The following is a 22626-nucleotide window of genomic DNA, read 5'->3' on the forward strand; positions in this document are numbered from 1 at the left end:
AGGTTCCTATATTTTGTGGAACCTGTCGCTTACAACAATATTTTTACTGCCGGCTGAATACTTATAAAAGCCTTCTCCGCTTTTTGCACCGAGGTATCCTGCGGTGACCATATTTACCAGTAAGGGGCAGGGCGCATATTTAGGATTACCGAACCCATCGTGTAGTACCTGCAGGATAGACAAGCAAACATCCAGTCCTATAAAATCTGCAAGTTGCAATGGGCCCATGGGATGTGCCATACCCAGTTTCATCACCGTGTCTATTTCATCCACACCTGCTACCCCTTCAAAAAGAGAATAGATGGCTTCATTGATCATAGGCATCAGGATGCGGTTAGCGATGAATCCCGGGTAGTCATTTACAACGCAGGGAACTTTACCCAATTGCAGCGTGAGTGCTTTGATCTGTTCAGAAACGGCCTTTTCTGTGGCATAGCCATTAATGATCTCCACGAGTTTCATGACGGGTACCGGGTTCATAAAGTGCATACCGATCACCTTTCCGGGTTTCTTAGTAACGGCGGCTATTTTTGTAATGGAGATAGAGGAAGTATTGGTAGCGAGGATCACGTCTGCGCCGGTATGCTGGTCCAGTTCGCGAAAGATCTTCAGTTTAAGGTCTACATTTTCTGTAGCAGCTTCAACGACCAGTTCCACACCTTTCACTCCTTCAGCCAGGTCTGTGAAGGTCTTTAAACGGTCCAGGGTATCTTTCCTGTCTGCTTCTTTGATAATTTCTTTAGCGATCTGCCGTTCCAGGTTCTTATCGATCGTAGCGAGTGCTTTGTCGAGTGCAGTGGGGGAAACATCTATCAGGTGAACGGAGTATCCGTTTTGGGCAAATACGTGTGCAATACCGTTGCCCATGGTTCCGGCTCCGATCACAGCAATTTTCTGCATAAAGATTCATTTTGGTGAATGGTCAATAATCCGGCAATTTAAGGAAAAACCATTCACAAGCGATGGGAACCGCGGTTATTATACTTCACCTGCGCTAATCTTTGCGCTTGAAATCACCCCGTTTCCAGGCTTCTATGAACTGGGCCCAGGCGATTGGATTGAAGATGTTCTGAGGAGGCGTTTGGCCTGCATAGTAGAGGGATTGCTGCTGTTTCTGCATGAAAACACCATAAGCCCCGCCGGCATCGATGGGGATGGAACGGGCCATGGCACGGATCTTGGCCTGGTCGTTATTCTTACGGGCAATTTCATACATATCATTCGGAATATCCATACTTACAAAAGCCTTTTCAAATTCCCTTTTACTGGGATAAGGTTTGATGATGGTTTCAGAGAGGTAAATGGTATCCTCGGTGAGGAGCTGGATCACGGAGTAGCTGTTTCCGGGCAGGTTTGCGGGGATCCTGTATTCTTTTTTGCGGAAGCCCACGGCAGTGAAGCTCAGTGTATCGCCTTTGAAAGCCACGATGGAGAATACCCCCTGGCTGTTGGAAATGGTACCACGGTTCTGCCCCTTTACGATGATACTCACAGCGGGAATGGCCCTCAGGCTGTCCGCCGTCATGGTAATACCGGATATTTGTATAATGCTGTCTTTGAATGCTTTCAACTGCGCCTTTAACAAAAACGGCATGAACAGCAGGGACAAAAATATGATCAGTTTCTTATGCATGCAGCTACTAAGATAAATATATACTCCCGGAAAGAGGAATATAAAACCAACAAATTAAACCTCATTTTAGGTTAACTTTGCTGATCGGAAACAATTTTAACAACAATTTATGATCACAAAAGAAATGGTGCTCGAGGCGCTGTCGAATGTGGAAGAACCCGATCTGGGTAAGGATTTGGTGACACTGAACATGGTGAAAGACATCGAGATCAACGGCAATAAAGTTAAATTTACCGTAGTACTGACCACACCGGCTTGTCCGCTGAAGGAAATGATAAAAAATGCCTGTGTGAATGCCATCATTCACCTGGTGAGCAAGGAAGCTGAGGTGGAAGTAAAAATGACGGCCAACGTAAGCTCCAACAGGAAAGATGGAAAAGGCCTGCTGCCGAATGTGAAAAATATCATTATGGTGGCGTCCGGTAAAGGCGGGGTGGGTAAATCCACCGTAGCTGCCAATCTTGCATTATCCCTGGCACAAGACGGCGCTAAAGTGGGCCTGATGGATGCCGATATTTACGGACCTTCTGTTCCCATTATGTTTGGCGTTCGCGGAGAAAGACCTATGATGGTGAATGTGGACGGTAAAGGGATGATTGTTCCCATGGAGAAGTTCGGGATCAAATTCATGTCCATCGGCTTGCTGGTAGACGAAAAACAGGCGATCGTATGGCGCGGGCCCATGGCCAGCAGTGCATTGAAGCAATTTGTAAGTGATGTTTACTGGGAAGAGCTGGATTACCTGATCATTGATATGCCTCCCGGCACCGGCGATATTCACCTGACCCTTGTTCAGAGTGTACCTGTAACCGGCGCAGTGATCGTAACCACTCCGCAGGATGTGGCCCTGGCAGATGCCAAAAAAGGTATCGGTATGTTCAGCAGCCCCCAGATCCGCGTACCGATCATCGGTTTGGTGGAAAACATGGCTTACTTCACACCGGCTGAATTACCCAATAACAAATATTACATCTTTGGTAAAGAAGGTGGAAAAAGACTGGCAGAAGAACTGGAGATCCCCTTCCTTGGGCAGATACCTTTAGTACAAAGCATCCGTGAAGGAGGTGATGAAGGCGTTCCGGCAGTTGCAGGAAATGATGCCATCACTAAAAATGCTTTTGCTGAATTTGCAGGTGCTACCGCCCGCAGCATTGCTATGCGCAACGCCAATATTGAACCAACGAAGATCGTTGAGATAGTAGTTTAACTTATTTCTGTATCATTACGCTCCCGGCGCCGAAGTCATGTATGGCTCTGCGCTGGGAGTCGAAATGAACAGAGAGGAAAGATACCCAGCCCAATGTTGCCTTCAGGGCATATCTCACGTAAGCTTTCCACAATGCGATCTTTTTCTGGTAATTATCCGCATCCACCACCCTTATCCTCAAAAGATAATTTCCTACAGTGCAGCCGTAAGCTACAGCCAGGGGTTCATATAAACCCCAGATGCCCAGGAAAAGAACAACATTGATCCAGGTGGGTGTATCCTTTTCGTCGCCGATGGCATTCAATAACAGGGAAGCTAACAGCATCAGTACAACGATGATCAGGAAATCAATGAAAGTGGATTGTACTCTTTTTACCAGCACGGGGTATGAAGGCCCGGATACCGGAACCTCGTCCAGATGATCGATCATAGTATAGGAATTTACTTTGCTAATATAACTAAAATACCACTGTATGTATACCCCTAAGTACAACGAGGAAAAAGACTGGGAAACGGTTGCCGCATTTATCCGGCAGAATGGTTTCGGGTTATTGGTCAGTATTCATGATGGCCTCCCTATCGGCACACATCTTCCTATTGAATTAGTTGAAAAAACACCGGGTAAATTTGTGCTTCACGGGCATATTGCCAATGCCAATGATCAGGCTGCCACCTTTGTAACCGGACAAACTTTCATGGTTGTATTCATGGACCCGCATGCTTACATTTCTTCCTCCTGGTATGAAAAGGGAAAGATCCCTACCTGGAACTACATCGCAGTGCATGTGTATGGTGTGCTGCGTGTTCTCACGGAGGCTGAATTGGCGCAATCCCTTCATCAACTTATGGAGCGCTACGAAGCGGGGTCTGAAAACCCGGTGCATGTGCATGATATTCCTGCTAAAGAATTCCATAATAACCTTAAAGCGATCACTGGTTTTGAGATCAGTGTTGACAGGGTGGATACGCGGTTCAAGCTTAGCCAGAACAGGAATGATCACGATTATTTCAGTGTGGTGGACCATCTGAAAGAACTGGGAGATGATCATGCTCACCGGATTGCGTCTGAGATGGAATTAAGGCGGGAGCGAAAATAAGTGGAATAAAGATGTATTAATACCCTTAAGCCTACAAACACCGGTACTAAAAGAGAAACCAGTGCATGTATTTTTTTAAGGAAAGCTGTCCGTATTGTGCTGGTTTTTTCCTTAAAAAAATATATGTACTGGTTTCGGCGCGTTTAGTTAGAGCGTGAATACCTTGCCTCCAACAATTACATCTTGTTTAGCTTCGTCGAAAGTGGCTTTCATGCCAGTGCGATATGCAGCGGTACCCATGATCAGCGCTATTGAGTGAGAATAGGCCGCCTCAATGGGAGCGTTTGTTTTAACATCCTGTTTGCGCACACATTCCATCCAGTTACGTACGTGCGCATCCGTAGTATCATCACCGCCAGTGTTAGCACCGGTTTCAACAGATGCAGCCACGCTGGAGAGGTCCATGCTGGGAAGGAGATTTGCTTTCATGCCCATTTCTGCCGCTTCTTTCTCTCTCAGACCACCGGTTGGACTGATCTTGTTTGTGCTCATGTCTATCATGCCACCGTTGGAATAGTAGAGCTCTTTTGTACCTCCTGCAGAGTTGTGGAAACGGGAACTGTATACTACCTGGAAGCCGTTCTTTGGATCATTTTGCGGACCGTAATCGAACACTGCTGTGAGTGTATCTGCATTGCTGCGGCCATCTTTCCATTGGTAGATCCCTCCGTTTGCTACTGCACTACGTGGATGCTGCAAGCCGGTGAACCAGTGTACAGTATCTATCTGGTGCGTCATCCATTGGCCAAAGATACCTGAAGAGTATGGCCAGAAAAGGCGGAACTCTAAATATTTACGCGGGTCCCAGCTGTCTTTCGGACGGCTGCAGAGGAAACGATTCCAATCCACATCTGATTCTTTGATGGATTTTGTGAGTTCCGGTCTGCGCCAACGGCCGGGCTGGTTTACGTTCCAGGTCATTTCTACCATGGTGATAGGGCCGAACTTTCCTTCTTTGATGAAGTTAGCTGCGGCATGATAACTGGCACCACTGCGGCGTTGCGTACCTACCTGGAAAACCTTTTTAGATTCCTTTACTGCTTTGAGTGCATTGCGGGCATCTTCCATTGTTTCAGCGAAAGGTTTTTCGCAGTAAACATCTTTCTTGTTCTTAACGGCTTCAATAGTATGGAAGGCGTGCTGGAAGTCTGCTGTAGCGATCATTACTGCATCGAGGTCTTTGATCTTATACAGTTCATCGTTGTTCACGCAGGTTTGCACACTGTGGCCCAGTTTACTTTCCAATGCGGCTTTACCTTCTTCACGGCGGCGGTTCCAGATGTCGGAAACGGCGATGATATCAAAGTTCAGTTCTTTATGATTCTTCAGGAAGCAAGGCATCAGGGCCTGGCGAAAACGGTCAGAATAGCCTACCACGCCTACATTCACACGGTCGTTGGCTCCGATAATACGTGCATAACTGCTCGCTGGCATCCCCATTGCACTGAGGGCAACCCCGGCACCTCCCATCATGGAAAGCTTCAGGAATTCGCGGCGGTTCTTTTTTGCTTCTGTCATTTTGTACAGTGTTTTTTTGGTTATTTATATACTTCGTTCAGTTGTTCTGTGAGATAAAGGAATGCGGGTCTGCTTTCTTCCGCCATATTTTTCCAGCCACTTTCTATCATGATGCGGCCTTTGTAATTGGCTTTTCTCATGGCGGCAAAATAGGGTTTGAAATCTTCCTTGCTGGTGCCCGGCGCCCTGCGGCCTTCTTTTTCTGCAATATGGCAATGCACCAGGTAGGGTGCTGCTTTGAGGATATCAGCGGGGTCCTCTCCTTCTTTCATCATATGATAGAGGTCTACCGTGAGCCTGAAATTGGGATGGTTCACCTGTTGTGCCACATCCGTTACGATCTGCAGGCTGTTCATGAAATTATCCTCTGATCTGTTCAGGCTTTCCATGGCAATGATGCGGTCGTATTTCTTTGCTACCGCTGCCATTTTGCGGGAGATGGCGATCAGTTCCTTCTTTGATTGTTCAGGATCCATTCCATCCAGGAGTTTGCGGGAACCGGCACTGCCGAATACGATGATCTTTACGCCTACTATCTTTGCGCGTTGCATGAGGGAATCCACATACCCAAGGATCGCTTTCTCGTCTGCCTCCTTTCCTATGAGGCGCATGGTGCCTGGCATGAAGAGGTTGCAGGTTTCCAGTTTCAGTTTCATTTTCCTGATCCGGGCAAGCTGGCTGTTGAAGGTGGAATCCGGAACGGCCGGGGAGAGTATTTTGCGGGCAGACTCTTCTATATAAGCGAAGCCGGCGGCTTTCAGGAGGCTGTCGTTCTCAAATGAAGTACAGACGCCCAACGGCGGAATACTGCTCTTCTGTGCATTCGATTGCAGATAAAGACCTTGTAATAAGAGGAATAGCAGAAGAAAAGCATATTTTTTCATGGAAAAGTTCGTTTTTCGATACCGTGGGTCAGCCAAAAATTAAGAACTTAAATCGGAAAATCAAAATCGGGTTTTCATAAAAATGAAGGAAATTCGCCAATAATTGCAAATACACTTATGAACAGACAGGAATTGGTGCAGCTTATCAGGGAGCGAAAATCTTACCTTTGTATCGGATTGGATACAGATATACATAAGATCCCCAAACATTTATTATCCCACCCTGACCCCATCTTTGCCTTTAATAAAGCAATAATTGATGCCACCAAGGATATTTGTGTAGCTTATAAGATCAATACTGCTTTTTACGAATGCCTGGGTATCCGTGGCTGGGAAAGCCTCCAACGTACTGTTGAATATATTCCGAAAGAGATCTTCACAATAGCCGACGCCAAAAGAGGCGATATCGGCAATACCTCCACTTATTACGCCAAAACCTTTTACGAAACCTATGGTTTTGATTCCGTAACAGTTGCTCCTTACATGGGGCGCGACAGTGTGGAACCGTTCCTGGGCTTCTCTGAGAAATGGGCCATTGTACTGGGTCTGACTTCCAACGAAGGTTCCCGCGACGTGCAGCAATTGCAGCTGGATGGAGGTTTTGTATATGAGAAAGTAATGAAAACCACTGCATCCTGGGGTACACCGGATAATATGATGTTTGTGGTAGGTGCTACAAAAGCCGATGTGGTAGCGGATATCCGTCGTTTATTACCAGATCATTTCTTCCTGGTCCCGGGTGTTGGGGCGCAGGGTGGCAGCCTGAAGGAGATCTCCGAAAAAGGCATGAACAAGGAAATAGGCTTACTGGTAAATGCCAGCAGAGCGGTGATCTATGCCGGCAATGATGAGAAATTTGCCGAAGATGCCCGTGCGGTTGCTTTACAATACCAGGCGGAAATGGCGGGATATATTCCTGCTTAGGGCCGGCTGCCAGGTTACTTAAAATACATACTTCTTGCCGGCCAGCAGGGCCTGATCTCTGCTTTCAGCCAACCAGCGGCAACAGCGGAATCCTGTTGGATCAGGTCTACAACTTCCAGGCTATCCTTACATTCCACAATGATAACATCCTGCAGTTCCTCATTTTCTGTAAATGGACTTGCAACGATCAATTTTCCTTCTTTCACAAGGTTCCGGACGGCGCTGATATGAGCATCCCGGAGTTGAGAAGTGGTACCGGGATCCTGTTGCCTGTTTATGTCCGAACGCAACATTACCATCCAATATTTCTTACTCTCTGTTTTTTGAATGGGCTCTTCCGCAGCCGCTGTTTTTAATGGTTTTGATGTAAATCTGGCGATCACAAAAGTCAGGAACACCGCCAATAGTAATACAGGCAACAGTTTAGCCATATGCTTCAGATTTGCTGGTCCTAAGGTAATAAATATCCGTAATTCCGTAAATTAGGAGCCGAGGGCTTATAACCTGCTTCCCTCCTAAAATGGAATGCTATGCATCAAGACTTGTTTGAATCGCCTGATTATTTCCAGATAGATGAACTTTTGACGGAAGAGCATAAAATGATCCGTGCCTCTGTGCGGCAATGGATAAAGACAGAAATATCTCCTGTTATTGATGGTTACTGCCAACGCGCGGAATTTCCTTCCCAGATCATCAAAGCGCTTGGCAGCCTGGGTTGTTTTGGCCCCACCATTCCGGTAGGATCAGGTGGCGGAGGGCTTGATTACATCGCTTATGGTCTAATGATGCAGGAGCTGGAACGGGGAGACAGTGGCATCAGGTCCACTGCATCTGTACAGGGTTCTTTGGTAATGCATCCTATTTATACATTCGGCAGTACAGCCCAGAAAGAACGTTTCCTTCCAAAACTGGCAACAGGAGAAATGATGGGCTGCTTTGGACTGACAGAGCCGGACTTTGGTTCCAACCCTGCCGGTATGCTCACTTATTTTGACGACGACGGCGATCATATTTTATTGAACGGCGCCAAGATGTGGATCTCCAATGCACCCTTTGCTGATATCGCATTAGTATGGGCACGTGATCCGGAGGGAAAGATCAGGGGTGTGATCGTGGAGCGTGGTATGGAAGGTTTTTCTACTCCCGAAACAAAAGACAAATGGAGCCTGCGTGCCAGTGCTACCGGGGAACTGGTGATGGATAATGTACGCATTCCCAAAACCAATATCCTCCCGGATGCAAAAGGGCTCAAAGCTCCTCTCTCCTGTTTATCCTCTGCCCGTTATGGGATTGCCTGGGGCGCTATCGGTGCTGCCATGGATTGTTATGATACCGCATTACGTTACGCAAAAGAACGGGTGCAGTTCAACAGGCCTATCGGCGGTTTTCAGCTTATCCAGAAGAAACTGGCGGAAATGATCACCGAGATCACAAAAGCACAGTTGATGAACTGGCGGCTGGGCGTATTACGCAATGAAGGTAAAGCAACGGCGGAACAGATATCCATGGCTAAAAGGAATTCCTGCGAAACAGCCGTACACATTGCCAGGGAAGCGCGTCAGATCTTAGGCGCCATGGGTATTTCCGGGGAATACCCCATCATGCGGCATATGATGAACCTGGAGAGTGTGATCACTTACGAAGGCACACATGAAGTACATTTATTGATCACCGGCATGGATATTACAGGGCTGAATGCTTTTTCCTGAAAAATGGATTGCTTATTTTACAGACATGAAGGGTTTACTCTTTTTAATTGGTATATGCATTTCCGTTAGCACCTCCGCCCAAAAGCTGATCAGCTTCCAGGGAAAGGCACAGGGCACTTATTACATCGTCAAATATATCAGCAATGATACTGGTTCTCTCCGTGAAGATGTGGAAGACCTGTTCAGGCAGATAGACAGGTCTATGTCGCTATACCTGCCCAGCTCCCTGATCAACCGGTTCAACAAGGGGCCACAGGTTGTGATGGACCATCATATGCGGACGGTGGTGCGCAAAGCGCAGGAAGTAAGCAAACTCACAAACGGGTTGTTCGACATTACCATCAAACCATTAGTAGATCTCTGGGGATTTGGCGTTGTAAGGCATAACGGGCAGCCATCCCAGGCAGATATTGCCAGGAAGCGGCGGTTAGTGGACTACAATATGCTCACTGTACGTACAAAATACCTGATCAAAAAAAGAGAGGGTATGGAAATAGATTGCAATGGGATTGCGCAGGGATATACTTCAGATGCAGTGGGCAGGCTTTTGCACGCCATGGGCATTCATAATTTCCTGGTGGATGTTGGGGGCGAACTGGTGGCCTCAGGCGTAAATACACAAGGCCAGCCCTGGAGTGTGGGTATAGAAAGGCCTCCTGATACAGACAGCACCAGCCAGCCGGTACAGGCATTGTTACGGTTGAAGAACAAAGGAGTGGCTACCAGTGGTAATTATCAACGGTTCTTTGATGAAGGTGGTACCCGCTTTGCACATACTATTGATCCCCGTACAGGCCAGGCCCTGCATAACAATATTATTTCCGTTACAGTTACTGCGCCGGATGCGATGACGGCAGATGCATTTGATAATGTGCTGATCATTCTGGGGGTGGATGCTGGATTGCAATTCATCAGCGAACATCCTAAACTAAAGCTCCAGGCTTTTTATGTGTATAAGGATGATGCAGGTAAGGTGCGGGAAAAATATTCTCCTGACTTCTTTGCGGAATAAAGATGATAGGGCACCTGCACCTAACTTCTTCCAGAATAAAAGGCTTCACTCCAAAACAAAAAAAGGGCTGCCCTCAGACAGCCCCGCCATTCTCACATGTTCCGTTAACTTGGTCTATTGGATATGGAACTTTAGTCCAATATTTGCTTGTATCGAGTTAAAATTTGTGATCTCGTTTACTTTGAAAGGTGCATAGTTGTATTGCACATTCGCATTCAGCATTACTGGAGAATATTTACCAAAAGGTATATTGATACCTACTTCAGGACTCACCTGGAAGGCCCATTTGTTCTCTTTTTCCACAAATTCACCCCAATACTTTTCGTAGTTCATATTTGCTGTACCGATACCAGCACCAACGTATGGAATTACGCGGGCATCTGCTTTAGCAAGGTTATATTGTACGGTGGCAAGGATGGGAATGGTCTGCAATGTATGCGTCTGAACGGCAGACACATCTTCTCCCTTACCGGGATATACTGTACGGGGGAACCTTTCATAAAAATCTGCATACCCTACTTTACCACCTACGCTCAAACGATCGTTGATAGCATAATTAAATCCTGCGGTCCATCCACGGAAGCTGGTGTTCTTTGCATAATCGCTCAGTGAACCCAGTGGCTGTGCAATGGAATAGTTCACGTTAAAAGAAACCGGCGGACGGCTGCTTTGGGCAAAGGCACTATGCACACCCAGTGAGCCGATCATCAATAATATAATTACTTTAATACTTTTCATTTTTCTACTTTTTTAGCTGGTCCAATCAATTATTGCTTGCTTTCAGATACGCGCTCTGATCAAACACTGCTTTCACCATCGATTCAATGTTATTACTGTTCCATACACCTGTACCACGCAACATGGCGTTCCAGATAGCATTCAATTTGTTATCTGCATGCGGTGCATTCTTCAGGTCTACCAAGTCCACTACAACAGATTTTTCCCTGGTGCGGAACACTGAATAGTAAGAAGGGAACCAGTAATCAAAGCCCGGATATCCCCAGTAACCTGAATCCCAGTATCCGGGGAAACCTGTCCAGTAACCCGGGATGTAACCAATGGAAGTAGTGGTGTTATCGATGCGGCTTACGTTCACGGCAAGGTCTGGTTTCGCACCTTTATCCACTAATGTATAACCTCTGCCCTGTAGAGAAGTTTTCAGACTATTCAGCAATTTCACATCATATTCTGTCAACTCTTTTTTGGCATCTGCCCTATTGCTGATCACGGCAACAGAATCTACAATACTGAACGTTTTGTAGGACGTAAAGTCTGCTGTGTCGTTATAGTTAGTAACGTAAATACGGGATTCTTCTTCCGTCATGTCATTGAGTGGTTCTTTTCTGCAACTGCTGAACAACAGGGCGCCAACGGCAATTGCACTTAAGATCATTCCTGTTCTTTTCATATGTGTTTATTTTTTCTACTGGTTCTTAAGATGGCCGGTGATGACGTCCGCTTTTACTCATAAGCATTACTAGTTAACCCGGACAAACGGACGTTCATCATCGTTCATTACACTGTTCATCTGCACGCTACATCTCTGCCAAACACACATCATCATCTTCACAATCAACTGCACAACCGACCAATCAATTATTGAACGCTATAGACAGGAGAATGTTACTTTCGTTTACAGGAGAAACGTTAAAATAGGCTTAAAGAAATGTTAAAGCAAAAACCGCCCGGGGAGGCGGTTTGCATGGGGGATTTAAAGTATATATTCTCGAATTTGAATATTATTTTTTGCAGTAGTATATTATGATAACTATATCAGTTCAGTATTCCACGTTTTTTGAGTTCTTCTTCTAACTGAGCAGGTGATTGGAAATGGATACTCTCAATTCCATATGCTTCAGCCGCTTTTACATTGCGTAAATTATCATCGATAAAAATAGTATTTGCTTTGTTCACTTCATAGCGATCGAGCAAAAGCTGATAAAAATCATGTGAGGGCTTGCGGAGTTTTTCTTTACCTGAAACAACGATGCCATCAAACCATTGCAGGAATTTATATTCCATTAATGCGATGGGAAAAGTTTCGTTGGACCAGTTGGTGAGGGCATACAATTTATACTGACCACTTTCTTTTAATTGCTGCAGGATCTTTACGGTTTCGGGGATGGGCCCACCGAGCATTTCTTTCCATCTTCCGTAAAAGGCGCGGATAGAAGTTTCATGTTCCGGGAATTGGCTTACCAGCAGATCTGTTCCTTCCTGGAGGGTACGGCCTTCATCCTGGGCTTCATTCCAGTCGGAAGTACAGATGTGTTCCAGGAAATGTTCTACTTCTTCAGGTGTGGCGAAGATCTTCTTATATAAATAACGCGGATTCCAATCAACAAGTACAGCTCCCAGATCAAAAATGACAGAATGGTAGGCATGGTTCTTCATGAAGTAAATGTATAACGCTAAAATTAACCTTGCAAGGATTTATATAGAATTATTTTCATAGATCACTCTTCTCCTGCGGCAAGCAGGGCGTCGGTGGCATCGTCCAGTAGCTCAAGGTCTACAGAATCGCTGCCGGCAATGCCTTCAATGGAGCCTTTGATGTGGGCGGCGTTGAGCAATACTTTCTCCAGCTGTTTTTCCCGGGCTTTCCAGAGTTTTTCCATGGCTTCCCTTTCCTTCTGGATGCTGGTCCTCATAGCCCTGAAACCTTCCCTGATGGCACTCCATTGCTCTGCAAACTCGCCACTGGTAAGGTAATGATAGAGCAGGTGCATTTTATCACCCTTATTTTCATGGTTCTTGGAAACATTGTATACTCTCATGATGGCATCCCGCAATACGAAGGTGAGGCTTTTCACTTCATGGAAAGTACACACCCATATGCCATCCTTTTCTCCGAAACGCTCCATGTCCCGCGGCATGGTTTGCGTTACCAGTACGGCTATATCTGCTCCCTGGCTGCGCATATCTGATTTCAGCTTTTCGAGCCATTCCTTTGAAAAGTCTTTGGTGCGTTTGCTTTCGTAGATGATCTTTCCGCATTCCTGGCCAAACTGGTTCCGTACGGTTTGGATACAGTCTGCACCTCTTACTCCTTTACCTACTTCAGAGATAGCGTCGAAAGGGAAATGGGTGCGCAGCATTTCTTCCAGCGCCAGTTCCTGCACTTCTCCCTGTAACTGCATGGAGCCTTGTTCTGCTTTGCGGCGCATTTCTTCTACCAGTTTGCGTTGGTCTTCCAGCTGCTTTTCCAGTTCTTTGGTACGCATCTGGTTTTCTGTTTCCTTTAAGCTGTTGCGCTCTGTTTCTTCTTTCCGTACCTGTTCCATTAACTGGCTACGCTCCTGCAGCAGGCGTTTCTGGAGATCGATCTCCATTTCCTGTTCGCGGTTATTGAGCTCCTGTGTTTTACGCAGGAATTCCAGTTCTTTTGCACGTGCTTCCTTCAGTTTCTCTTCATTCTCCAGCTGCGTTTCTTTCATGAGCCTGAGCTGGTTCTCAAAGTCCGCACTCACATCTTTGCGTATATTTTCAGAGAGTTGTTCCTGGAGTTTGGCCCTTTCAGCTTGCAGGCGTTTGTTCAGCTCTTCTTCCTGCTGCTGCTTTTCCTGCGATACCTGTTGCCGTTCCAGCTGGATCTGCTGGCGCTGTTGCTCCATTTCATTCTTTTGTGCCTGTAACGACTCCATTCTTTTACGCCATTCTGTTTCCATCTTACCACGCATTTCCCGCTCGATGTCTGCGGCAAATGCATCTTCCATAACAAACTGGTGTTTACAACTAGGACAAGTGATCGAAGTTCCCATAATTCACATGATTAAGCGATATGTAAAGGTAGGCGATTTTTTGCGGGGAGCGTAATATCCGGAATACGGAGAAATTGTTGGTTTGAGAAGAGAAAGTGTTGGTGTTTTTTGAGCGGTGTGCGGATGGTGGGATGTATTTTTGGAGGGATGTGTTTATGATGGTTTTTTGTTCATAAGAACTTGCTATTCCTGGCAAGTTTTTTTTATTAAAACGAAAAGACCTGCACGATGTGCAGGTCTCATTGTCTTTTGTGCGGAAGAGGAGATTCGAACTCCCAAGCCCTTTCAGGCACTACCACCTCAAAGTAGCGCGTCTACCAATTTCGCCACCTCCGCAGCGTTATAAGGTGTGCAAAAATAAAGCCTTTTTAAATATAAGCAAATATATTTTCATTTTCGCAGCCAAATCCGGAAGGTTGTACCCTTATTCACCTCCGACCATTTTACAGACAAACGGCCTTTGTGATAGTCCTGAATGATCCGTTTGGCAAGGGATAGGCCCAATCCCCAGCCCCTCTTTTTTGTACTGAAACCGGGGTTGAAAATTTTATCGTGGAAGGCTTTCGGGATGCCTTTTCCGGTATCTGTTACGTCTACTGTTATATGTGCGGGATGGTTTTCTATTACAACAGTAATGCTTCCTTTTCCTTCCATGGCATCCAGCGCGTTCTTTAGCAGGTTTTCCACTACCCAGTCAAACAACGGCGGGGAGATCATAGCACTCACTTCTTTTTCTGCCGATTGCAGGGTGATGGTCACTTTCTGCGGGGCCCTTTTCCTGATATAATTCACCATACTATCTATCTGAACTACCAGGTTGCATTCTTCCAGGTTGGGTACACTGCCTATTTTCGAGAACCTGTCTGAGATCAGTTTCAGGCGGTTCACATCTTTGGCCAGTTCATTGGCAAGGGGGGCGCTTTCTTCCTTTTCCTTCAGGATCTCCAGCCAGGCCTCCATGGAAGACAATGGGGTACCCAGCTGATGGGCCGTTTCTTTTGCCATCCCCACCCATACCTGGTTTTGCGTAGCCCGGTTGGTAGAAGACAATGCAAATAATACAATACCAATGAACAAAGCCACTACCAGTAACTGGATGTAGGGATAATAACGTATCTGTTTGAGGATCAGGGAATCCCCGTAATAAATATATTGGTTAGAATTGGCATCTACGCCTAAGATGAAAGGCGGATGCTGTTTCTTGAAAGAGGCCAGCTGTTCTTCCAGGTAACCAGGCTTGCCAATGAATAAAGAGGAATCAAAGTTATTCTGATCTATGATCCTGCCCTGATCGTCTGTAAGGATCATGGGTATGGTGGTATTGTTGGTAACGATCTCCCCTATCAGGTTGAGGTTGGCGTCCGCAGAAGAATGTATCAGTTCACGGTAGGCCTCTACCCAGATGGCTACTTTTTTCGTTTCCTCCTGCTGTATCTTTTCCGTAAGGCTGTTGACGAACCAGATGGTGGTCACGATAATGACCACTGCCACCGATATCAACGTAAACTTCCAACCTATGTACTGTTTAAACATCTGTTTGTTTAAGTGAAGCCACAATCAACGACTGTTAACTATCAACTAAATTAATAATATTCGGAGGCAATGTTGCATATTTGCAACTGCTAAAAAATATTTTGTCACGGATTAAACGGATCTCTTTTGCAGGTATTGCCCTCGGTAGCTGTGGTTATATTGAACTGGAATGGAAAAGCTTTCCTGGAACGCTTTCTGCCATCCGTTTGTGCATCCCGGTATGATAACCTGCAGATCTATGTGGCGGATAATGCTTCTACAGACGACAGCCTGGCTTATGTAACAGCTGATTTCCCGCAAGTTAAGATCATTCGCAATGCCAGCAATGCAGGTTTTGCAGGCGGGTATAACGAGGCCCTGAAACATGTGCAGGCAGACATTTTTGTACTCCTCAACCAGGATGTGGAAGTGGAACCGGACTGGATCAATCCTGTAATAGCACAAATGCAGCAGGACCCTCTCATTGCAGCCTGCCAGCCTAAGCTCAGGGGGTACCAGGACCGTGAAGATTTTGAATATGCCGGGGCCGCCGGAGGCTGGATGGACATCCTGGGTTATACTTTCTGCCGTGGCAGGATCCTCTATACCATTGAAACGGATAAAGGTCAGTACGACGATCCACAGGATATTTTCTGGGCTACCGGCGCCGCACTCTTCATCCGTTCCAAATGTTTCTTTGAAGTGGGTGGTTTTGATCCTTATTTCTTTGCGCATATGGAGGAAGTGGACCTCTGCTGGAGACTGCAAAGGGCCGGTTACCGGATCACTTACTGCCCGCAATCCGTTGTTTACCATGTAGGCGGAGGCAGCCTTCCCCAGGGTAATCCCCGTAAACTGTACCTGAACTTCCGCAATAACCTGATCATGCTCTGCAAGAACCTTCATTTTAAGGAGCAATGGATCATTCTTTCCCAAAGGCATTTTTTAGATCTCCTGGCGGCTTTTAAAAGCCTCGTTTCCGGTAAACCGAGAGACATGGTGGCTATTTTCCGGGCTTACCGGGATTACTATCGCTGGCGCCGTACAGAAGAGAAGAAACTGCAGGATGTATTTCCGCGTAAAAGGCTCTACGATCTGAAAGGTGTTTTCCATGGTATCATGATCTGGCGCTATTACTTCCTCAACAAGCAAAAATTCAATGAACTGACACAGCTGAAAAAGTGATTTTTATCAGTCAGTGATTGTACACCCCTTATCCAGCCTGATTCTCAGCGGGCAACAATGATAGATTTTATTTACATATTTGGACATTGTGGATTTACTTTGTAAGTTTGTGACACGAAAAAAATCTATATGGAGCATACAGTTGAAAATACGAATGATTTTACCCGTGACTGGGTGTCTTCCTCCCGTTTCCTGTTTTATGTAAAATTAGCCTGTATTGTGGCTTTTCTGGTGGGTGGTTCCTTTAAGCTGTGGCAACACCGTTATAAAGGTAAACCTAAGGTACAGGTAAATGAAAGTTCCTTATACGAACCGAAGTATAAATAATCCTTTTAGAACGATATGCTGAAGGCCGCGCTCGCTGAGTGCGGCTTTTTTATGTCCCCCAGGTATAGGATTACCCTATCTTGAGCCTATGTCAAGCCTATCTCAGGTATAGGAATGGCCTTACCAGGCATAAAAAAGCCCGGTTGATGATCAACCAGGCTTTTTGTTTTTGAGCGGAAGACCGGGCTCGAACCGGCCACCCCGACCTTGGCAAGGTCGTGCTCTACCAAATGAGCTACTTCCGCGCTTTCCCGTTTTGGGATTGCAAAAATAGGAAACAGATTGAATCCTGCAAATATTTTTTCGAATTCAGGAAAGAAAATTAAATGATCACTTCAGCCGAAACAAAGTAATGATCGCTTGGATAACGGTTGTTCGCACTGTCCCTGATTATAGCTGCAGCTACAGGTTTTACATTTCCTCTTAAAAAGATGAAGTCTATCTTTTTACCCTTATCTTTTTTAGTGTACTGCTCTCCCTGGAATTCGTGTATGGTATATCCCGGTTCTGCTTCTCCGTGGATCATGGTATAGGTATCCTTCCACGCTCCTGCTTTAACGAGTTCGTATACAGGATTTACAGCACTGGCATTAAAGTCTCCCGTAAGGACCTGTGGATAGTCCGATGCGTATTGTGCGGATTCTTCCAGTATCACTTTGATCTGCCCTTCTTTTGCTGGTTGGCTTTTATGGTCCAGATGAAGGTTCACTACCCTGAAATCTTTGCCGGAGCGTTTGTCTTTCAGCCTCACCCAGTTTGCATGCCTGGCCCTGGCAGTATCCCACGATAAACTACCGGCTATCAAAGGTGTTTCGGATAACCAATATCCTCCTGCGGCGAGTAATTCATATCTTTTTAAAGAGAAGAAGACCGGGTTCTTAGCGATACCGTGATAACCTTCTTTGAAAGCATCCATTTCAGGCCCTTCGAATCCAAAGGAGAAATAATCTTTAAATGCTTTCTTCAGGTCTTCGTTCTGGTTTCTTAGTACTTCCTGCATGCAAATAATATCCGGTTGCTGTTTTTTTATTACCGCTACACAGAGGTCCTTTCGTGCTTTCCATCCAAAGCCCGCCCGTTCATCTTCCGGCAGATCAACGCGGATATTACAGGTAAGTACCTTATGGGATGAAGCATTGGCTACAGGTATGTTTGCATTTGTTATTAAAGGAGTAGCTGCCACTACTCCTATGCCTTTGATAAAATTCCTTCTTGATAACATGTTTTAATTCTTTGCATTCAGATAAGCGCCTTTCTCCAATAATTCAGCCTGTAATGCAGCTACATTTACCTGGGAAGGCAGGATATTCTTTCTTACCGCCATTTTTGCCGCTCTGCCTGCAGCCTCTCCCATGGCCATACAGGGAGCCATTACCCGAATAGCAGACATAGCTTCGTGTGTGGTGGAAATACATCTGCCGGCTACGATCAGGTTCTCTATTTTTTCCGGGATCAGCGAACGGTAAGGGATATCGTAACAATCACCACACCACTCCAATGTACAACCACCACCTTGCGGATGATGCAGGTCTAAAGGATAACTTGCTACGGCGATGGCATCATCAAAACGTGCGCAACCTAAAACATCCTGTGCGGTCATTACATACTTTCCTACAATCCTACGTGTTTCGCGGATACCGATGAAGGGAGCCATTTTTGTGAAATAAGCATTTTCAAAGCCGGGCACGTATTCGATCAGGTACTTCTGGATATCATTGATCTGCCTTCTTCCTTCCATTTCTCCAAAAGAAAGACTGGCGGGGTCTGTACCATCTACTCCGTTTACGCGGGTCATATTCACCCATACTTCTCCTTCTCTCAAACCTGTGATCACAATGGTGCGTTCTGTGGGTAAGGAGAGCCCATCGCTTTGTGCTTTCTGAATTAAAGAGCGCAGGCCAACCACGATGAACTGGTTGTTCTGCCCGAAATATTCAGCGGGAATAAAATCTGTGAGGTATGTTCTTGGTTCTTCAGAAATGCTTAAGCGCAGTTTTTCTGTGTCTACACCACCGAGGCAGAACATTAATGTGGGAGGTTGTACGCCGCCCTGTTCATTTCCCTGTTCGCAGGTTACACCTGATCTGTAAGCTACATCCGCATCACCGGTACAGTCTATGATCGTTTTTGCAAGGATCACTTCGCGGCCGGATTTGCTTTCTATGATCACCCCTTTCAGGTGGTTGCCTTCCATGATCACACCTGCAAAGAACACATACAGCAAAACATTCACACCGCTTTCTGCGAGCATTTGTAATCCTACTGTTTTAACAGCTTCCGGTTCTACGAGTGTGAGGCTCATGTGTAAGGGACAGGGCCTGTGTTCGCTGGCGGCGTTCTTTTCTTTCAGTCTGTCAATGAACTTCTGTGGAATGCCTTTAATGATCTGGTTGCCTTTCTGACCTAAGAAACCGAGTATGGGTAAGCCGATGGTCATGTTGCCACCTACAAAGCTCCTGCTGTCTATCAGCGTTACGCTTAAGCCATCTTCTGCAGCAGCTTGTGCAGCAATGATGCCGGAGGGGCCTCCTCCTACAACTAATACATCTACTTCCAAACGTACGGGCAAACTTCTTGCCGGTTCCGTGATCATTGTTTTATTTTCCATACTATGATATTTTAGGTTTCTCTTGTTTTACCATTGTCCACAGGATCAATACGGCTATGGGATGTAAGAAGGCCATAGCTATGAAGACCTTTTCCGCACCGATCGTTCCCATGAACTGACCGGTGAAATAATTAAACAGCACTGCACCCAATGCACCAAAACCTCCTGCAATACCTAAAACACTCGCTACATTCTTTACGGGAAAGGCTTCTGCAATTACCACGCTGATCGTAAATAACCAGCTTAAGCAGGCTACAGCTACAATACTGAAGATGAGCAAGGTGGCAAAGGGATGTTTTAAGTAAGGCGTTAACATGCAAAGCGGTGCTACAATAGCTACACTGCTCAACATGATCTTACGTGCTTTTAATGGTGCTTTCCCTTTCCTCACCATTGCATCAGACCATATGGAAGTACCAATGGCACCAAGGTCTGCCACTAAAAATGGGATCCATCCGAACATGCCCATCTGTACTAAGGATAGTCCGGATTCTTCCTGTAAATATCCCGGCAGCCAGAAAAGACAGAAATACCAAACGGGATCACTTACCAAACGGATCAGTAAAATGCCCCAGAGACTTTTCCTGGTCCATAACTGTCTCCAGGTGAAAGCTGACGCTGTTATTTCTACTGCTGCAGACGCTACACCGGGAGGCGGCGCTTTATAAATAATGATCCACAAAAGCGCGATGATCAAACCTGTTACACCAGCTACGATAAAAACAGTATGCCAGTTATAGGTAATAGCCAGCCAGGCTACGAGAGGTGGTGCAATGATGGCGCCTATTGAACTTCCGGCCACACATAAACTGTTAGCCGTAGCCCTCAGCTTACCGGGAAACCAAACTGCAATCACTTTTAATTGTGCGGGGAAATTGGTGGGTTCTGCCATGCCCAGCAGGCCGCGGAAAAAAGTAAACTGACCAAAGGTCCTGGAGATGCCGCCACCAATACAGGCAACAGACCATCCTATAATTCCCGCAAACATCACTTTCTTTGCGCCGAACTTATCTACCAGCCAGCCCGATACGGGATACATGATAGCATAACAAACCGTGAATATATTCAGAATGAGTGCATAACCTTCATCGCCTAAATGATACTCGTCTTTAATGACCGGTTTGAGTATAGACACGATCTGCCTGTCGAAATAATTGAATACGATCGCTAAGAATATAATGAAGATTATAAACCAGCGCCTTCTTCGTGGAACTAAAAAAGAGGTCATAACGCAGCCTTGTTTAATCTCTGTCCATCAGGCCTTAAATGACCAAATTAAACAATATAAAAGTAAATTAAAACTAAAATAAACATTTTTAAATAAAATTATACTCATTTTATGCTGTTCCGGGTACCGGAACAGCTACCTGAATTGGAATTTAAATTCTATCATTGTGAATTATTCCGCCGGACATTACCATATCATGAGAAAATGCATCCTCTATGGCGCCCTGTTTTTGATGGCCTGCGGCCAACGTACTCAGCAACAGGAGCAGACACAACAGACTGATAAGAAAGAAACGATCACCCGGCCCGATAATTTCGGGGCAGATGTTGCATTCCTGAAAGAATATGTGGAAACGGTGATATTAACGGATAGTACCAGCAAAGCGGCGATTGCAATTGTACCGGCCTGGCAGGGAAGGGTGATGACCAGTACGGCTGCGGGTAATGATGGAAGAAGTCTTGGCTGGCTGAACCACGACCTGATCGCTTCTAAGAAAACACAGCCTCATATTAATGCATATGGCGGGGAGGATAGATTCTGGCTGGGACCGGAAGGCAGTCAGAACAGTTTCTATTTTGCGCCGGGAGATACATTTGACCTTGCACACTGGCAGGTACCTGCAGCATTGGATACGGAACCATTTAAGCTGATCTCCAAAACAAAGGGGACTGTTACATTTGAGCGGGATATCCAACTCACCAATTACAAAGGCCATGTATTTGATATCAAAGCTACCCGTACTATTACACTTATAGCGCGCAGGGATGTAAGGAATTACATTGGCGTTGACCTTCATAAAAATGTGCAGGCAGTGGCTTTTCATTCAGCCAATACCATTAGTAATACAGGGCACCACAAATGGGATACAGCTTATGGCATGCCATCTATCTGGATACTGGGTATGTTCGTAGCGGCTGAGAAAAATACGGTGATGATACCAGTGCGTAATGGTGGCACCGTAAATGATCATTATTTCGGGAAAGTACCGGAGGAGCGTTTACAGGCAAACGAAAAGATCGTGTACTTTAAAGCAGACGGGAAGTACCGTAGTAAGATAGGGTTGAAACAGCATGCCGGTTATAATTACCTCGGGAGTTATGATGCAGTACATAAGCTGCTGACCATTGTACAATTCACGTTGCCCACTACTGCACAACGGTATGTGAATTCATCCTGGGGCATACAGTCATTCCCCTTCAACGGTGACGCCATCAATGCCTATAACGATGGGCCTCCTGTTGAAGGCCAGCCACAGCTGGGCAATTTCTATGAACTGGAAAGCTCCTCTCCTGCCGCGGCATTAAAACCTGGCGGCAGTATGGAACATTATCACCGCACCATTCATCTCAGTGGGGATGATAAACACCTTGATCCTATTGTAAAAAAAGTATTCGGGGTTACTTTAGCGGAGATCAAAAAAGCACTATAGGTTTTTTATTTCAAGATTGTAGATATCCTTTAACCGCAGCAGGGTAAGGTCCCGGCTGGACTTAGGTATACCTATCTCCATTTCGCAAAAGAGCTGGATATCCTGTTTCAATACGGTGCAGTTATTTTGTTTCACTACCATCATCACATCGTTCAGGATCGTATAATCAAATACAAGGCGGTATTTTGCCTCCACATTCTTTTGCACAGCCGGGATAAGCTGCAGCACCATAGCGCAGGACATCTTGTATGCATTGATAAGGCCTGGCACACCGAGTAATGTTCCGCCAAAATAACGAACCACTACTACCATTACATCCGTTAGCTGCTTACTGTCAATCTGCCCCAGGATGGGTTTACCGGCAGAACCGGAAGGCTCTCCATCATCCACTGCACGGAATTGCAGGCCATCTGTTCCTAAGCGGTAGGCATAACAATGATGTGTTGCTTTGGGATGTTCTTTCTTTACTTCCTGCAGGCACTCTTTTACCTGGTCTGTTGTTTTAACGGGGTAGGCATATGCGAGGAATTTACTTCCTTTATCCTTGAATTCCGCTACTGCTGTTTTTTCTATTGTATAGTAAACTTCCATT

Annotated in this window: 23 protein-coding genes and 2 tRNA genes; 8 read left to right on the forward strand and 17 right to left on the reverse strand. The window is 45.8% G+C overall.

All coding sequences use genetic code 11. The annotated features are described in order from the left end of the window. Window positions 1-6 precede the first annotated feature (6 nt). Window positions 7-900, reverse strand: coding sequence for a 3-hydroxybutyryl-CoA dehydrogenase (locus tag BUR42_RS13295; RefSeq protein WP_074239699.1), 894 nt, complete (start codon window positions 898-900; stop codon window positions 7-9). Between the two features lie 94 nt (window positions 901-994). Then, a complete protein-coding gene (locus BUR42_RS13300) occupies window positions 995-1633 on the reverse strand; it encodes a carboxypeptidase-like regulatory domain-containing protein (RefSeq protein WP_074239700.1) in 639 nt (212 codons plus the stop codon). Window positions 1634-1742: 109 nt separating this feature from the next. On the opposite strand from BUR42_RS13300, the gene BUR42_RS13305 reads away from it, so the two are divergent. After that, entirely contained in the window at window positions 1743-2840 is a 1098-nt protein-coding gene (locus tag BUR42_RS13305; protein WP_074239701.1) for an Mrp/NBP35 family ATP-binding protein, read from the forward strand. A 1-nt stretch (window position 2841) separates the two neighbouring features. Here BUR42_RS13305 and BUR42_RS13310 read toward each other — a convergent pair whose 3' ends face one another. After that, a complete protein-coding gene (locus BUR42_RS13310; RefSeq protein ID WP_074239702.1) occupies window positions 2842-3270 on the reverse strand; it encodes an RDD family protein in 429 nt (142 codons plus the stop codon). Between the two features lie 43 nt (window positions 3271-3313). Here BUR42_RS13310 and BUR42_RS13315 point away from each other — a divergent pair, with 43 nt between their 5' ends. Beyond that, window positions 3314-3937 carry an FMN-binding negative transcriptional regulator gene (locus BUR42_RS13315; RefSeq protein ID WP_074239703.1) on the forward strand — a complete coding sequence of 208 codons (624 nt, stop codon included), beginning with the start codon at window positions 3314-3316 and terminating at the stop codon, window positions 3935-3937. A 147-nt stretch (window positions 3938-4084) separates the two neighbouring features. On the opposite strand, the gene BUR42_RS13320 is transcribed toward BUR42_RS13315, so the two are convergent. Further along, a complete protein-coding gene (locus BUR42_RS13320) occupies window positions 4085-5455 on the reverse strand; it encodes a Gfo/Idh/MocA family protein (RefSeq protein WP_074239704.1) in 1371 nt (456 codons plus the stop codon). 20 nt (window positions 5456-5475) lie between these two features. Then, entirely contained in the window at window positions 5476-6339 is an 864-nt protein-coding gene (locus tag BUR42_RS13325) for a sugar phosphate isomerase/epimerase family protein (RefSeq protein ID WP_074239705.1), read from the reverse strand. 117 nt (window positions 6340-6456) lie between these two features. Between BUR42_RS13325 and pyrF the strand changes: the two genes are divergently transcribed. Beyond that, a complete protein-coding gene (gene pyrF / locus BUR42_RS13330) occupies window positions 6457-7263 on the forward strand; it encodes an orotidine-5'-phosphate decarboxylase (RefSeq protein ID WP_074239706.1) in 807 nt (268 codons plus the stop codon). Between the two features lie 14 nt (window positions 7264-7277). Here pyrF and BUR42_RS13335 read toward each other — a convergent pair whose 3' ends face one another. After that, window positions 7278-7694, reverse strand: coding sequence for a YciI family protein (locus BUR42_RS13335; RefSeq protein WP_074239707.1), 417 nt, complete (start codon window positions 7692-7694; stop codon window positions 7278-7280). Between the two features lie 99 nt (window positions 7695-7793). On the opposite strand from BUR42_RS13335, the gene BUR42_RS13340 reads away from it, so the two are divergent. Then, window positions 7794-8972, forward strand: a complete 1179-nt coding sequence (locus BUR42_RS13340) for an acyl-CoA dehydrogenase family protein (protein WP_074239708.1) — start codon at window positions 7794-7796, stop codon at window positions 8970-8972. A 25-nt stretch (window positions 8973-8997) separates the two neighbouring features. Beyond that, a complete protein-coding gene (locus BUR42_RS13345) occupies window positions 8998-9984 on the forward strand; it encodes an FAD:protein FMN transferase (protein ID WP_159442265.1) in 987 nt (328 codons plus the stop codon). Between the two features lie 114 nt (window positions 9985-10098). On the opposite strand, the gene BUR42_RS13350 is transcribed toward BUR42_RS13345, so the two are convergent. From BUR42_RS13350 to BUR42_RS13375, 6 genes are all read right to left on the reverse strand, one after another. Next, window positions 10099-10722, reverse strand: coding sequence for an outer membrane beta-barrel protein (locus BUR42_RS13350; protein WP_074239710.1), 624 nt, complete (start codon window positions 10720-10722; stop codon window positions 10099-10101). A 25-nt stretch (window positions 10723-10747) separates the two neighbouring features. Continuing rightward, the gene (locus BUR42_RS13355; RefSeq protein WP_074239711.1) at window positions 10748-11392 is read right to left on the reverse strand and encodes a DUF4136 domain-containing protein; all 645 of its coding nucleotides are present in this window, start codon (window positions 11390-11392) and stop codon (window positions 10748-10750) included. A 365-nt stretch (window positions 11393-11757) separates the two neighbouring features. After that, window positions 11758-12378 carry an HAD family hydrolase gene (locus tag BUR42_RS13360; protein ID WP_074239712.1) on the reverse strand — a complete coding sequence of 207 codons (621 nt, stop codon included), beginning with the start codon at window positions 12376-12378 and terminating at the stop codon, window positions 11758-11760. A gap of 62 nt (window positions 12379-12440) precedes the next feature. After that, window positions 12441-13700: a DUF2130 domain-containing protein gene (locus BUR42_RS13365; RefSeq protein ID WP_234979672.1), complete on the reverse strand. Its 1260-nt coding sequence runs from the start codon at window positions 13698-13700 to the stop codon at window positions 12441-12443. Window positions 13701-13997: 297 nt separating this feature from the next. After that, window positions 13998-14081, reverse strand: a tRNA-Leu gene (locus tag BUR42_RS13370). 54 nt (window positions 14082-14135) lie between these two features. Then, window positions 14136-15278, reverse strand: coding sequence for a sensor histidine kinase (locus tag BUR42_RS13375; RefSeq protein ID WP_074239714.1), 1143 nt, complete (start codon window positions 15276-15278; stop codon window positions 14136-14138). A gap of 126 nt (window positions 15279-15404) precedes the next feature. On the opposite strand from BUR42_RS13375, the gene BUR42_RS13380 reads away from it, so the two are divergent. Next, window positions 15405-16442, forward strand: a complete 1038-nt coding sequence (locus BUR42_RS13380; protein WP_074239715.1) for a glycosyltransferase family 2 protein — start codon at window positions 15405-15407, stop codon at window positions 16440-16442. A gap of 129 nt (window positions 16443-16571) precedes the next feature. Then, window positions 16572-16769 (forward strand): hypothetical protein, encoded by a 198-nt coding sequence (locus tag BUR42_RS13385; protein WP_074239716.1) that lies wholly within the window; start codon window positions 16572-16574, stop codon window positions 16767-16769. Window positions 16770-16941: 172 nt separating this feature from the next. On the opposite strand, the gene BUR42_RS13390 is transcribed toward BUR42_RS13385, so the two are convergent. From BUR42_RS13390 to BUR42_RS13405, 4 genes are all read right to left on the reverse strand, one after another. Continuing rightward, window positions 16942-17014, reverse strand: a tRNA-Gly gene (locus tag BUR42_RS13390). A 77-nt stretch (window positions 17015-17091) separates the two neighbouring features. Further along, window positions 17092-17991, reverse strand: a complete 900-nt coding sequence (locus BUR42_RS13395; RefSeq protein WP_074239717.1) for an endonuclease/exonuclease/phosphatase family protein — start codon at window positions 17989-17991, stop codon at window positions 17092-17094. Between the two features lie 3 nt (window positions 17992-17994). Further along, window positions 17995-19377 (reverse strand): FAD-dependent oxidoreductase, encoded by a 1383-nt coding sequence (locus BUR42_RS13400; protein ID WP_074239718.1) that lies wholly within the window; start codon window positions 19375-19377, stop codon window positions 17995-17997. A 1-nt stretch (window position 19378) separates the two neighbouring features. Next, on the reverse strand, window positions 19379-20605 hold the full coding sequence (locus BUR42_RS13405) for an MFS transporter (protein ID WP_074239719.1): 1227 nt from the start codon (window positions 20603-20605) through the stop codon (window positions 19379-19381). A gap of 196 nt (window positions 20606-20801) precedes the next feature. Between BUR42_RS13405 and BUR42_RS13410 the strand changes: the two genes are divergently transcribed. Beyond that, a complete protein-coding gene (locus tag BUR42_RS13410) occupies window positions 20802-22034 on the forward strand; it encodes a DUF6786 family protein (protein ID WP_074239720.1) in 1233 nt (410 codons plus the stop codon). Here BUR42_RS13410 and BUR42_RS13415 read toward each other — a convergent pair. Continuing rightward, window positions 22029-22625: an IMPACT family protein gene (locus BUR42_RS13415; RefSeq protein WP_074239721.1), complete on the reverse strand. Its 597-nt coding sequence runs from the start codon at window positions 22623-22625 to the stop codon at window positions 22029-22031. The two genes, BUR42_RS13410 and BUR42_RS13415, sit on opposite strands and share 6 nt — an antisense overlap. Window position 22626: the final 1 nt, after the last annotated feature.

The organism is Chitinophaga niabensis (genome assembly GCF_900129465.1).
In the GTDB taxonomy this organism is placed as follows: domain Bacteria; phylum Bacteroidota; class Bacteroidia; order Chitinophagales; family Chitinophagaceae; genus Chitinophaga; species Chitinophaga niabensis.